The organism is Candidatus Neomarinimicrobiota bacterium, from assembly GCA_034716895.1.
Classification (GTDB): Bacteria; Fidelibacterota; UBA8477; order UBA8477; family JABMPR01; genus JABMPR01.
In genome coordinates this window covers 61,015-74,424 of record JAYEKW010000062.1, presented here as the reverse complement: position 1 = coordinate 74,424, position 13,410 = coordinate 61,015, and the positions used below count along the sequence as shown (strand labels likewise).

Here is a 13,410-nt window from a genome sequence, read left to right as displayed (position 1 = left end):
TTCCGGAGGAATAAAATCCTGAAACCTGTTTGTCTCGTTCTGCTCCCTGAAAACAGGTTTTGGCTAAAAAAACTCAGGGCTGACAATTGTCAGCCCTGAGTTTTGAATCTTATTGTACATGAAACCTGTTTTCGCGTAGCCAAACATATTTCAGATTATGTTAGGATAGTTGCAAATCCTTTACTGCCTCTTCGACAAGTTCAGGAATCTCCTAACCCAAACATGCAACGCGCTATGTAAGCTCAAGATCCTTCACAGCAACTTGAACACCGGAATTCATCTTACGGCGAATGTAAGCAAAAACCTCCAGTAATGGCAGATCCTTGGGACAGACATCGTCACAAGCCATCATTCCAATACATCCAAAAACACCGACATCGGTTGAGACCAACTCAAACCATTCCTGCTCACCTCGTTGGTCCCGAGGATCAAACATAAAGCGACCAATCCGATTAAGGCCAGTGGCTCCGAGAAAATCAGGGTAAACCTGGGCCGTAGCACAACCAGCAATACAACATCCACATTCGATACAGCGATCAGCTTCATATATTTTGATCGCAGTGGCGTTATCCATTTTTTCTTCAATGGCTTCAGGATCAAATTCTTTTTGAGTATGAATCCAGGATTCCACCCTTTTGGCCATATCATGAAACCAAACTCCTGTATCCACAGACAAATCGCCCAGCAATTTAAAAAATGGTAGTGGAAAAAGCTCAATAGTATCAGTCAGATCAGATGTCAAAGTGCGACATGCTAATGTCGGACGACCATTGATCATCATGGAACAGGACCCACAGATACCAGCTCGACAGACAAAGTCAAACATCATATCTGGTGCTTGCTGCTCACGAATCCGATGCAATGCTGTAAACACATTTAACCGAGGCGTTTCTTCCAGCTCATAACTTTCAATATGTGGTTCATCATTATCTTTGGTTGGATTATATCTGAATATTTTAAACGTTAGTATACGAGCCATTATTTTGCATCCTTATAGGGTGATTCCTCACGCCAGGCTTCTTTTGGGATACGAGTTCCCATGGGTTCAGACGTTGGGTGTTTACCAAATGCGGTTTGTGCCGCATCGACCTTGGCATTGTATTCCTCCAAAGTCAAATCCATTTCAACCATTTGCCCCCCACCGTAGCCACGATCACCCGGAGGTAGGTCCAACTGACCCACAGGTTCATAATTGAATTCAGGCTCGTCTGCCCCCACTGGCCAGGTAGTCAGGGTTCTATTCAACCAGTTCTTATCATCACGAGCAGGATAGTCCTCACGGGTGTGAGCTCCACGAGATTCTGTTCTTAACAAAGCACCCTTGGCGATAATATAAGCTTGCTTGGCCATACCTTCGATACGAAGCGCTTGTGAAAGTTCAGGATTCATGCCAGGAGCAGTTGATTGAACTTTTATCTGATCAATGCGACCCAGGATATCCTTAAGACCATTAACAGCATTTTGCAGTTTTTCACCAGTTCTGAAAATATGAACATCTTCTCTGAGGAAATAAGCTATCTCATCACGAATTTTATAGACGTTTTCTTTACCTGTATTGTTCATCAAATGAGCGATTTTATCAGTTTGCTGTTTGGCAAATTGTTCCGCTAATGTTCCATTTGCATTCAACTCAGCAGATTGGGCATAAGCAGCAACTTTTTTACCAACAATCATACCGGCAACCACTGTTTCCGCCAGCGAGTTACCGCCCAAACGGTTAAAGCCGTGCATATCCCAATTCGATACTTCACCCAGAGCGAATAAACCTTTTAAACCATAAGCGTGTCCGTCCTTATTGACTCTGATACCTCCCATGGAATAGTGTTGTGTGGGTCTTACGGGAATTAGTTCCTTAATGGGGTCTACGCCAACAAAGTACATACAAATATCATATACTTCACGTAGCTTAGTGTGTAGATGGTCAGCACCAAGATGCCGCAGATCCAGCCAAAGATGTTCTCCGTAGGAACTTTTAATACCTTTACCCTTAAGCATGTGTTCCTTCATCCGTCGTGAAACCACATCCCGGGAAGCAAGCTCCTGAGCAACAGGCTCATAATCGGGCATAAAGCGATATTCATCAACATCAAGAAGTAAACCACCGTCACCACGGCAACCTTCCGTTACCAAAATGTCCGTAGGAACAATTCCTGTTGGGTGAAACTGGACTGCTTCCATATTACCTAAAGGAACGATACCGGTTTGCAAGGCAATCCAGGAGCCAGTGCCTTCATTAATAATTGCGTTGGTTGATTCACCATAGATCCGGCCATAACCACCTGTGGCAATGGCTGTAGCTTTGGACATGTAGGCCATGATTTCACCCGTTCTCAGGGAACGTACAATGGCACCCATACAGATGCCATCCTCGTGAATCAGGCTGAGAGCTTCCATTCGGTCATGAATAGTGATATCCAATTGCACTGCCAAATTATCCATAGCGTATAAGACAGTATGGCCTGTACCATCTGCAGTATAGCAGGTTCGCCATTTGGCAGTTCCACCAAAACTACGGGCAGTAATGAGGCCTTCTTTATCAAAATCTTCAACAATAGTTGTTTTCTTGCCCTTGATAAAAACATCACGAGGACCACCCTCGACCCGATTCCAGGGTACCCCAAAATGGGCCATTTCGCGCATGGCGATGGGCGCATTGTCAGCAAAAATTCGAGCCACTTCCTGATCTGCACCCCAATCCGAGCCTTTTACAGTATCCAGCCAGTGAATAGTGGCATTATCACCTTTTCCCTTAATTGAGTTACCTAAAGAGGCCTGCATACCACCTTGCGCAGCAGCTGAATGACTTCTTCTTGGGGGAACCAGGGATAACATGGTTACATCAAGTCCAGCCTGAGCGCTGGCAATTGCTGCTCGCTCACCCGCTAGACCTGCACCTATAATAAGTACTTCTGTGGTTATGACTTTCATGAGAGAATTCCTTTCAGTGAACCGGCCATAGCCAGTACAGTAGCAGTTCCCAAGATCGTGTAGAACCAAAACAGTAAGTAGAAAAGTGCTTTGGCATAGTTGCGGACAAACCAGGTGTCAGCCAGCCATTTGACCAACAGCCGGTAAACGCCAATGGCCATGTGAGCAACAACACTGATCATAAGAATTGCATACAAAATCCAGAGCCCACTTTCCACACGGGAAGTAGCAACTTCCATGGTCAACCCAACGGTTTGTCCAACGATTCCCATATCAGTGAAAATATTCCACATAACCAGGAAGAGGTGAAAAGCTCCGGTAGCCAGAACGATCATGCCGGTTCGGACCTGTGTGATCCACAGTGAGGTCTCAAAATGAGAGCGTAGCTTTATTGCAGATTTGGGATCTTGCTGCCAACCCTTACGAGAAGTCTCTAGTTTATTACCCAATTCCAACATTATTTTGCGATCCCGTAATTTGCCCGGGATTTTCCTTCCGGCCCAGACAAAGTGAACAAAAAAGACGATGGTTACGATAAAGATCAGGGGCTGCGCCATGGGAACAGTATGTTCCATGAAATATGCAATATCTTCATATAGTTGGGCGCTCACCAGAATACTGCTTTCCAGTATGAGGTGACCTAGAATAAAAAATGCCAAAAAGGCTCCAGTTAGAGCACTGATGCGTTCATCCAGCAAAGCTCTTTTGGCTTTTTTAAAAGCACTGCTCTGCTGACTATGGCGAGTTTCTGCTTTCGGGTATAGTTCAGTATCAATACCTGTCACGATACTAGCTCCAATCTATGGTTAAGGCTAAGTTGATCAAACACGGGATAAATAACAACTTCCCAGTCCAAATTTCAAGTGTGAACTCACTGCATCAATTTACCATTTAGCTAACTGATGTGGATTATTCATGATTGCTCGAAGCAAATATTAAACCAGTTTGATGTGATTGGAGGGATTATTTTCATCCTGAGAATTCTGATATTATTCTCACTCATCGATGTTTTGAGGGCTGAAATCAAAATGTTGGACTTTTGAACCCCCCCTCCTCTGTGGGTATCTCTCTTGGAGGGGAGAGATGTCTTGCATCATATGAATTCTTGCGAAGCAAGCAATTGGCTGTTTGCATGACTTTTCCAAAATCTAATGTGGCTATTTTTCACTTTAACCCTATTTTGGATCCTATATGAGTGCATAGATACCAAACTATCTTGAAAATACTAAACCACGCAATGGCTTCCCAATATGCGTCTTTGTGACTTGGTGTCTTTGTGGCAATTAATAAAGCTTTAAAGGAGAGTGTATGAAAGGTCGGATGATATCGTTGGATGTTTTTCGGGGATTGACAGTTGGTCTCATGATCCTGGTCAACAATCCGGGTAGCTGGTCCCACATATATGGTCCGCTTCGACACGCCAAATGGCACGGTTGGACACCAACAGATCTGGTATTCCCTTTCTTCCTGTTTATTGTGGGTGTAGCCATGGCGCTCAGTTTCGGAAAACGGGTGGAAGCTGGTGCTGATGTAAGGGATTTGAAGAAAAAAGTCTGGTCCCGGACTGCTATCATCATCGGATTCGGTTTGTTTTTGAATGGTTTCCCATTCAACATCCCGCTTAATGCTCAAATGGCTGCTGATTTTGAATTCCTCGACATATTCCGCCGATTTGAAACATTGCGTTTTGTGGGCGTCTTGCAAAGAATTGGCTTGAGCTATCTGATCGGTGGATTGATCATTCTTTACTTCCCGAAAAACAGGGATAGGATTCTGTCCGTTGCAGTACTCATCCTGATCTACGAGTTCTTTATGCGGGTTCCGCTAATTGAAGGTTGGGGTGCCGGTAGTTTTGAGCTGGAATATAATTTTGTCCGTTATCTGGATATCCTCATTCTGGGTGAAGCTCATATATACGGCGGTATGGGATTGCCATTTGATCCAGAGGGCCTGTTATCCACCCTGCCGGCAGCGGTAACACTCATGAGTGGCTTTTGGCTGGGTGAATATCTACGTCGTCCAATTGGCCATCAGGAGAAATTGACAAATCTGACTGTAATTGGAATCATCCTTTTTATTGCAGGATCACTGCTCAGCCTGATAGAACCAATTAATAAACAATTGTGGACGGTTTCCTATGTTATCGTCATGGATGGACTGGCAATCCTGATGATCGTTATTTCCTCTTACCTTATCGATGTAAAAAAAATGACTTTCTGGACCAAACCTGCCATTGTTTTCGGCAGCAATCCCCTGGTGGTATTTGTGGGATCTGGAATCATTGGACGATTGATGTATCGGATAAAAACCACTGATTCAGAAGGAGCCATCATTTCGATCAAACACGCGCTATACAACGGTTTCTTTGTTCCACTGGCAGGTGAATTGAATGGCTCACTCCTGTTTGCAATTACCTTTATCCTGTTCTGGCTGGGGATTCTGTGGTATCTGTATTATAAGAAAATTTTTGTGAAGATTTAAAATCAGAATTCAGAAGTTTACCCATGATAATTTGAATTGTGCATCGTAGTGAAACGTAAATATATAAACATAGAGGGGGACAGGATTCAGAAACAATTGATCTGAATGTTGAGGATTTTCATTCTGAACATCGATTAACAAATGTAGAATTTTGAAATCTTTAGACTATAAACCTTCACGTTCTCTGCGTCTCGTCTGCGCGAGAAAAGATTTCGTGTAATTAGCGTAATTCGCGATTATCCCTGTTCAGTGAAATCCGTGGTTTCATTTTAATACTGAAATTCAAAATTCAGCATCCAGACCTCATGATCCTCATAGCTAATCATGGTGGCAAAGCGATTTGAGATGGCTATCAATCTCAGACCAAACTGCCACTGAAATTGGTCACCAAATCTGTTGTGGTATTCATCAGCACTGATGTAATCGATCTGATTGATAATGCTGATCGCCTCCCCCATGTGACGCGGGAAAGGATACCAGATGCCGGCTAGAGATACTTTTCGTTTATCGGCATAGACTGAAATATGATTGTTGACCTGTGGAACTCCAACCGTAGCAGTAAGAAAAAAACTAGATCCTTGTGAAGAGGGATCAGAGAGTTCATCGTTTAGTGCTTCCCATATTTGATCGGTGGTCGGACTTTCTCTCAGATTGATCAGGTTATCGGGTGAAAAAGCTGCGAGATATCCGACCCAGCCCAGAGCCAGGCTAACCGGGTATATTTCACCTCGTTCTGGAAGAATCTGAAGTTTAAGGGACAGATCACCCTGATCAATGGTGGACTCGGTTGCCCAAAAACTGGTTTCAATGCTGACAAGACTAACTGATCCTCCGACTTTGACCTGCCTGATATCCTGCGTATCTGGATTCCAACGACTGGAAATGTGGAACCAACTCTGCGGAGTAACAGCGCTGGGTACGTCTATTAATTGATAGCGCGGAATGATTTTGAGAAAAGCTGAATACTGGTTTTTGACCAGATCAATGCGGTCTTGTTCCTGACGCTGCCGGGCTTCTTCCAGCTTGAGGATATGATCCAGAGAGTCAATGACAGCCTGCCTACGACCCAAAGTCAGGCTGTCCATCATCAGCTTATGACGAAGAGAATCAGCACTCAAGGCTTCTGCTGCCTGATGAGCCAGTTCCTGTTTGCGAATATCAGTTTCCAGGGATATTTGGATCTCCTGAGTGACCAAAGCATGGTATTCCGACTTCCCATATTTGATCAAACTATAAAAGGTTGAATCTTTGCTAAGATAGCGCTCACTAATCTTAATACTGCGCAGATTCATATTGGTAGATACCAATGACTCATAGTTATAATTTTCTTCCAGGCGATCCCGATTCTCAGCAATCTGCTGGGTAGCAATACTTTGAACACTTACTTCAACATATTGAGCAAATCGGAGACGGGCATCGTCGTCAGCTTCATCTGCTGAAATGGTGGATCTCCCAATTCCATAGTAAGCTGTATCAGATTGAAGTTCACCGGAACGAACCCATGCGGGAACCCCATCGGGATTCGATTTAAGTTTTTTCGGAGTCGGTTTTTGCGAAAAATCTTCAAGACTAAAGGGGCGACCACGGGTTTCCCTGTCAAATTTTGTAGTATCCGGTTCAGAAGCCGAAAATCCCAGATTGGTTAAGCTGTACAGCGCAACTATGAAAATTATTTTTCTGATCTGAATGACCTTTCCGTATTGGCCGATATTGTAGTACTTGCTGGTGTTCAAGACAAGATTTGATTGTCCCTGAATTTCAGGCTTTGCGCAGGGTCACTTGTAGATCAAGGACATTGAGTTCATCGAAATGTCTAATCCCCATGTACGATATGAACCAGGGCTTCGACTGTGCTCAGCCTCCAGATAGTACTTTTCCTCATTGTGTTGGGGGGGTGTACATGTTATGATTGCAGTCTGTGCCGAATGAGCGGTTCTCAGTTATAGAAAGGATGCCCGTTGTGTCAAAAGGGGTAACAAAACAAAGCGAAGATTTTTCAAAATGGTATACTGATGTGGTTAGACAAGCCAAACTGGCTGATTATGGTCCAGTCAAAGGAACCATGGTTATTCGACCGTATGGATATGCTATTTGGGAGAAATTTCAAGGCGTCCTGGATCAAATGTTTAAAGACACCGGTCATGTAAATGCTTACTTCCCCATGTTCATCCCTGAACACTTTTTAAAAAAGGAAGCTGAGCATGTTGAGGGTTTTGCCCCTGAAGTTGCTGTAGTTACCCATGCTGGTGGTAAAAAACTGGATGAAGCCTTGGTTGTACGCCCTACTTCAGAAACCATCATCTGGCACATGTACAAAAAATGGATCTCATCCTATCGGGATCTTCCCCTATTGATCAATCAGTGGGCCAATGTTGTTCGTTGGGAGATGCGTACGCGCTTATTCCTGCGGACGACTGAGTTCTTATGGCAGGAAGGTCATACTGCTCATGCGACAGAGAAGGAGGCTCAGGAAGAGACCCTCACCATGTTGAATGTTTATCGCCGATTTGCGGAAGAATACATGGCTATGCCAGTTATCACAGGCAAGAAAACTGAATCTGAAAAATTTGCTGGGGCGGTGAGCACCTATTCCATCGAAGCCATGATGCGTGATACCAAAGCATTGCAGGCTGGAACTAGCCATAATCTGGGACAGAATTTCGCTAAAGCCTTCGAAGTAACCTTTCAGAATAAAGATAATAAAGAAGAACTGGTTTACGCCACCAGCTGGGGGGTCAGTACTCGCCTGGTTGGTGGTCTGATCATGTCTCATGGTGATGATAAGGGTTTGATTTTACCACCTAAGATTGCTCCTTATCAAGTCGTCATTATTCCCATATTCCGGAACAACACAAAAGAATTGGTTATGAGTAAAGTGGATGAGCTGGTTGCTGATTTGCGTCATGCTGATGTTCGCGTCCATGTTGATGATGATGAAAAAGCTTCACCTGGTTTCAAGTTCAATGAATGGGAAATGCGTGGTGTGCCCATGCGAGTTGAGCTGGGACCGAAAGACATTGAAAAGGGTCAGGCAGTGATTGTCATCAGACATTCTGGAGAGAAGCACTTCATTCAATTAAGTGAACTGGTAAATTTCCTCAGTGAACAAATAATTACGGTTCAGGATGAGCTTTTTCAACGGGCTCTGGATTTCCGTGAATCAAATACTCATACAGTTGACAGCTGGGATGAATTCAAAGACGTTCTCGAGAATAAGGGTGGATTTATCAAAGCCTACTGGAATGGGTCAGCAGAAGTTGAGGAAAAGATCAAGAATGAGACCAAAGCTACCATTCGCTGTATTCCGTTTGACCAGCCTGCTGAAAGTGGGAGTTGTGTCTATACCGGTGAGGAGGGTTCGCAGTTGGTGATTTTCGCGAAGGCGTATTGATATTCCGAAACTAGTTTCCAGCGAAGCCAAACTGGTTTCAGGGGACATTTTTTGGGGGTGCTTAAGCCTGTTTGAGTTCTACTTGTTACGGCGAAGTAAAAAAACGAAGCCAGGAGCGCTTGAAAACAGGTTTTGATATCAGCTGCCCCTGTCAGGAATAGTGGGACTTTTTTTAAATCTGTAGCTTTGCCTGCAAACTCCCTCCGCTCCTGCGGAGCACCTCCCCCGAGGGAGGATTATTCGTGCAATTAGCGAAATTCGCGATTGCTTTTATTGCACAAAAAATGTTTAATCAAGTTTACCGGGGTAAAGCTCTTAAGCGAAGCTTGGTGATTTACTTTTCATGTCTGAGGGATTCAATGGGATCCAGTGCAGCGGCTTTGTAAGCTGGATAAATACCAAAAACGATCCCGATGAAAGAACAGGTAAAGAGTCCGATAAAGACCCAATCAATAGGAATCACGGTATCCACACTCTTAAGAACCAGGGTAATCATATTCCCTGCCCCAACCCCCAGCAACACACCGATCACACCCCCGATCAGTGACAGAAAAACTGCCTCCAAGAGAAACTGAAACAGAATGTTGTTCCGAGTGGCGCCGATGGCTTTGCGAATTCCGATTTCCTTGATGCGCTCGCTGACAGAAACCAACATGATGTTCATGATACCTATTCCCGCAACCACCAATGCAATCACGCTTACTGCTCCGGCAAACATTTTAATCCCTGCTGTAAATGAGCCAAAAGTTTCGATAAGCGCATCATTTGATGTAACTTCAAAATCATTTTCCTCATCAGGACCCAAACCCCTGACGATACGCATCTGATCGATAACTTCTTCCTTGACTGTATCAAAACCTTCCGCATCCGGTGCTTTGATAGATATGCCCAAAGATGTCCAACGACTACTGAAGTGTTGCAGGTAAGTGGTAATGGGAATCACCACAAAATTATCCTGACTTTGGCCGAACATTTCCCCCTTGCGCTTCATTACTCCCACCACATTAAATCCGATCCCGTTGATGGTAACGGTTTGATCCATGGGATTCATATAAGGGAAAAGCTTTTCAATTACATCCGTCCCAAGCACCACAACCCGGCGATTATATTCTATATCCTCCGGGATAAAATTACGGCCATAGTCCAGAGAGTAGCTGGATGCTTCCAAACCCCATTCATCAACTCCCTGTACTCCCACATTCGGGTTGGTTTTCTCTTTTTGATAGCGCAGGGTCTTTCCTCCACTACCATCTGCAACACTGACAAACTCTGCTCCGACCATGCGCTCTTTCAGTTCCAAAGCCATATCATAGGTAATGTTCGGTCTACGCCAGTATTTGCGGCGACTGCTATGATCACCCATTTGAATCACCGGCGATTTTTGGACAAAGATCACATCCGAACCAAATACGTTTAAGCCGGAATTAATGGATGATTCCAGGGTACGGATAGCTGTCATCACCGCAATGATGGCAAATACACCAATAACAATACCCAACAAGGTTAAAATGGACCGCAAAAGATTGTCCCGAATCGCTTCCAGAGCCATAAAGAAAGCATCACTTAAGGTTTTAATTGATGTTCTAATATACATTCGAATCAACCCTTTTTGTCAGTTGTTTTACCTGCCACAAAGGCACAAAGACACGAAGTTTTAATAAAAGTAATTGAACAACGGATAGGCTCTTGGTTGGCTATGTCTATGAACACTTTCGAATCCTTACAAAATAATTCTTTTGATACCATTTTTTATGGTTGGAACATTGAAATTTATCAAGAACCCCAGTCTTTTATTTAACATTCTTAGGTGGCTGAGAATTTGAGCCTTCCATACTGGATTCATTTTGTCAACAGCCTTCAATTCGCAAATTATCAAGTCATCGACCAAGACATCTAGACGTAGTCCTTTATCAAATACCAATCCATCATATTTGATTGGAATATTTACTTGCCTTTTGATTATCAAACCACGTTTTTCCAGCTCATAGCAGAAGCAAACTTCATAAATATTTTCTAGTAACCCTGGTCCTAATCTTTTATGAACAGTAAAAGCAGCATCTACAATTTGTTCTGCTATAGACTCTTCTCTTTCTGTAAGAGATTCATATCTCTCGTGAAATCCTTTGTATGCCAACGCGTTGATAAACTACCTCTACTTCAACAATATCTACTTAATTCGCTTCGTGTCTTTGTGCCTTTGTGGCAAGTAGAAATAGTAATAACTGTTGTTTTATTCATAGCGAAGTGCCTCGATCGGATCCAGCTTGGCTCCTTTTCTGGCAGGGGCAAGGCCGGCAAAAAGTCCTACTGCAATACTCAGGGCAATTGCTCCGAAAGCGATTCCGAAAGACATGCTGGCTGGAAATAGAAATTTGCTGATAGCCAAACTGGCAGCAGTAGATACCAGAAGTCCAACCAGGCCACCAGTAGCAGTGATCAACATGGCTTCGATCATAAACTGCCCCTGAATCTGCGAGCGCGTAGCCCCCAACGCTTTGCGTACACCAATCTCACGGGTACGTTCTTTAACAGAGACAAACATGATATTTGCTATACCAATACCCCCAACTAACAGTGATAGTGCCGTAATGATTAGACCCGTTCCCCCAATGGCCATCTTGATCCCTTGGTAAGTTTGGCGGAAAGAATCCTGTTGATTAACTGCAAAATCATCTTTTTCTTCAGGTTTCAAGCCCCGCAATACTCGCACAACTCCACGGAGTTCTTCCTTGGCATCTTCAACATGTTCCTCAGGAACTTTAACGGTAATACGACGCATCCCCCAGGGACCGTGAAAGATTTTATTAAAGGTTTCCATGGGAATCAAAACCTGGGTATCTTGAGAAAACGCGCCCATAAACTTGCCCATCTCCGCCAGCACCCCGATAACCCTGAAACGCTTTGAACCAGCAAATATTAGTTTATCAAGAGGGTTTTCCTGGGGAAAAAGAGTTTTGGCTACTTCTGAGCCAAGCAGGATGATCTGGGCTCCTGTTCGATCTTCAGAATCAGTAAAAAATCGGCCAAATTCCACATCTACAGTGGATACTTCAGGGTAATTTGAGGTTACTCCATGAATAAAAATATTCTCAGCAGAGTATTCTTGATAACTAAGGTTCGCTGAGCGTCCTCTTTCTGTGGCAACTTCCAGAGCATATTCAGAACGGTTTCGAATATCATCAGCCATATCAAGTTCAATTCGCGGTCTATTTCTTAAGGTCCACCAATCCTCATCACCAAACCAGGGCCATTTCTCAACATACAGGTTTCCACGACCTAAAAATTTCATGCTGTCTTCAAATAAACCGTCCACACCACTGATCAGGGTCGACATAAGCGACACAGCAATGATGCCAATGACAATACCTGTCCCGGTCAAGATGGTCCGAGTCTTGTGTGCCCAAAGTTCGGACAGAGCGATGCGTAAATTCTCCCAGAAGAAGCTTTTCATTTACTTCGCTCGTTGTGTTGATTCATCCACAGCAATTTTACCATCCAGAAGCCTGACAACCCGGTTGGCGTGAGCGGCAATGTGTTCTTCATGGGTAACCAAAATGATGGTATTACCCTGTTCGTGTAGATCATCAAACAGAGCCATGATCTCCTCACCTGTTTTCGAGTCCAGATTTCCAGTCGGTTCATCAGCCAGGATGATAGCGGGATCATTTACCAGAGCTCTGGCTACGGCCACACGCTGGCGCTGTCCTCCAGATAATTCATTCGGTTTGTGATGAGTCCGATCACCCAATCCCACCCGCTCAAGAGCAGCGATGGCCATTCCTTTACGATCAGCGGCTTTGATGGATCCATTGTAGATCAAAGGCAGTTCAACATTCCTGAGACTGGTTGATTTGGACAGCAGGTTAAAAGTTTGAAAAACGAAACCGATCTGCTTATTTCTGATATGAGCTAATTCATCATCTGTCATGGTGGCTACATTCACACCATCCATAAAGAAATCACCTGAGGTAGGAGTATCCAGGCAACCGATCAAGTTCATAAGCGTGGATTTCCCTGAACCTGAGGGTCCCATGATTGATATATATTCATTGGATTCAATGTTAATAGAAACACCATCCAATGCGCGAACTTCAGTAATTCCCATTTGATATATCTTATGGAGGTCTTTGACTTGGATTAGGGGCATGGATATTCCTTTAAGAATTCAGAATTCAGAATCCAGTAGTTAGAATTCTTGTCAGAATCATTTATCGTTTTTTTAATCATCGTCATTTTATCAGATTTTACTGTTATATGAAGTGAGCAGTTTTGAAACTTCTATACAAAGTGAATTTGCATTTTCAGTTTCACCATATCCCAAGTCATGAGTGAGTAATAGATAGTAACGGCATTCTTCGAGGGAGGCCTGTGCAATATTATAAAACCGCTTCTTATCCGCTTTCCCTTTACGCTTCCAGCCCTCTGCAATGTTTGCAGGAACTGAAACTGCAGCTCGGCGAAACTGACTGGTAAGACCAAATTGTTCTGTTTTTGGAAAAGTTTTGGACAAGGTATAGATTGATAGTACAAACGCATGAGCTTTTTGCCAAACCAGTAAATCTTCAAATTTTCTTGCTGGAGTCAGCATTCTCGTCTACTGTCTTCTGAAT

Annotated in this window: 11 protein-coding genes; 2 read left to right on the top strand and 9 right to left on the bottom strand. The window is 43.7% G+C overall.

The features are described 5' to 3' along the window. Nucleotides 1-232: 232 nt before the first annotated feature. From U9Q77_04370 to U9Q77_04360, 3 genes are read right to left on the bottom strand one after another with little or no spacing between them, the layout of a single operon-like run. Nucleotides 233-979, bottom strand: coding sequence for a fumarate reductase iron-sulfur subunit (locus U9Q77_04370; GenBank protein ID MEA3286592.1), 747 nt, complete (start codon nucleotides 977-979; stop codon nucleotides 233-235). Further along, complete coding sequence (locus tag U9Q77_04365; GenBank protein ID MEA3286591.1) at nucleotides 979-2,928, bottom strand: fumarate reductase flavoprotein subunit; 1,950 nt, start codon at nucleotides 2,926-2,928, stop codon at nucleotides 979-981. Before U9Q77_04365 ends, U9Q77_04370 begins: the two co-directional genes overlap by 1 nt. Continuing rightward, nucleotides 2,925-3,713 carry a hypothetical protein gene (locus U9Q77_04360; protein ID MEA3286590.1) on the bottom strand — a complete coding sequence of 263 codons (789 nt, stop codon included), beginning with the start codon at nucleotides 3,711-3,713 and terminating at the stop codon, nucleotides 2,925-2,927. Before U9Q77_04360 ends, U9Q77_04365 begins: the two co-directional genes overlap by 4 nt. Before the next feature lie 523 nt (nucleotides 3,714-4,236). Between U9Q77_04360 and U9Q77_04355 the strand changes: the two genes are divergently transcribed. Beyond that, a complete protein-coding gene (locus U9Q77_04355; GenBank protein ID MEA3286589.1) occupies nucleotides 4,237-5,409 on the top strand; it encodes a DUF5009 domain-containing protein in 1,173 nt (390 codons plus the stop codon). 269 nt (nucleotides 5,410-5,678) lie between these two features. Here U9Q77_04355 and U9Q77_04350 read toward each other — a convergent pair whose 3' ends face one another. Continuing rightward, nucleotides 5,679-7,142, bottom strand: coding sequence for a hypothetical protein (locus U9Q77_04350; GenBank protein MEA3286588.1), 1,464 nt, complete (start codon nucleotides 7,140-7,142; stop codon nucleotides 5,679-5,681). Between the two features lie 227 nt (nucleotides 7,143-7,369). Between U9Q77_04350 and proS the strand changes: the two genes are divergently transcribed. Continuing rightward, entirely contained in the window at nucleotides 7,370-8,800 is a 1,431-nt protein-coding gene (gene proS, locus U9Q77_04345) for a proline--tRNA ligase (protein MEA3286587.1), read from the top strand. 334 nt (nucleotides 8,801-9,134) lie between these two features. On the opposite strand, the gene U9Q77_04340 is transcribed toward proS, so the two are convergent. The 5 genes from U9Q77_04340 to U9Q77_04320 form a co-directional block, all read right to left on the bottom strand. Next, nucleotides 9,135-10,394 (bottom strand): ABC transporter permease, encoded by a 1,260-nt coding sequence (locus tag U9Q77_04340; protein ID MEA3286586.1) that lies wholly within the window; start codon nucleotides 10,392-10,394, stop codon nucleotides 9,135-9,137. 126 nt (nucleotides 10,395-10,520) lie between these two features. After that, complete coding sequence (locus U9Q77_04335; GenBank protein ID MEA3286585.1) at nucleotides 10,521-10,934, bottom strand: GxxExxY protein; 414 nt, start codon at nucleotides 10,932-10,934, stop codon at nucleotides 10,521-10,523. Nucleotides 10,935-11,030: 96 nt separating this feature from the next. After that, nucleotides 11,031-12,251, bottom strand: coding sequence for an ABC transporter permease (locus U9Q77_04330; GenBank protein ID MEA3286584.1), 1,221 nt, complete (start codon nucleotides 12,249-12,251; stop codon nucleotides 11,031-11,033). Next, the gene (locus tag U9Q77_04325; GenBank protein MEA3286583.1) at nucleotides 12,252-12,947 is read right to left on the bottom strand and encodes an ABC transporter ATP-binding protein; all 696 of its coding nucleotides are present in this window, start codon (nucleotides 12,945-12,947) and stop codon (nucleotides 12,252-12,254) included. 90 nt (nucleotides 12,948-13,037) lie between these two features. Beyond that, entirely contained in the window at nucleotides 13,038-13,388 is a 351-nt protein-coding gene (locus U9Q77_04320; GenBank protein MEA3286582.1) for a four helix bundle protein, read from the bottom strand. Nucleotides 13,389-13,410: the final 22 nt, after the last annotated feature.

Bases quoted from the DNA above. Each gene is read 5' to 3' on its own strand.
- U9Q77_04370 (MEA3286592.1), bottom strand. From the start codon at position 979: ATGGCTCGTATACTAACGTTTAAAATATTCAGATATAATCCAACCAAA.
- U9Q77_04365 (MEA3286591.1), bottom strand. From the start codon at position 2,928: ATGAAAGTCATAACCACAGAAGTACTTATTATAGGTGCAGGTCTAGCG.
- U9Q77_04355 (MEA3286589.1), top strand. From the start codon at position 4,237: ATGAAAGGTCGGATGATATCGTTGGATGTTTTTCGGGGATTGACAGTT.
- U9Q77_04340 (MEA3286586.1), bottom strand. From the start codon at position 10,394: ATGTATATTAGAACATCAATTAAAACCTTAAGTGATGCTTTCTTTATG.
- U9Q77_04330 (MEA3286584.1), bottom strand. From the start codon at position 12,251: ATGAAAAGCTTCTTCTGGGAGAATTTACGCATCGCTCTGTCCGAACTT.
- U9Q77_04325 (MEA3286583.1), bottom strand. From the start codon at position 12,947: ATGCCCCTAATCCAAGTCAAAGACCTCCATAAGATATATCAAATGGGA.
- U9Q77_04320 (MEA3286582.1), bottom strand. From the start codon at position 13,388: ATGCTGACTCCAGCAAGAAAATTTGAAGATTTACTGGTTTGGCAAAAA.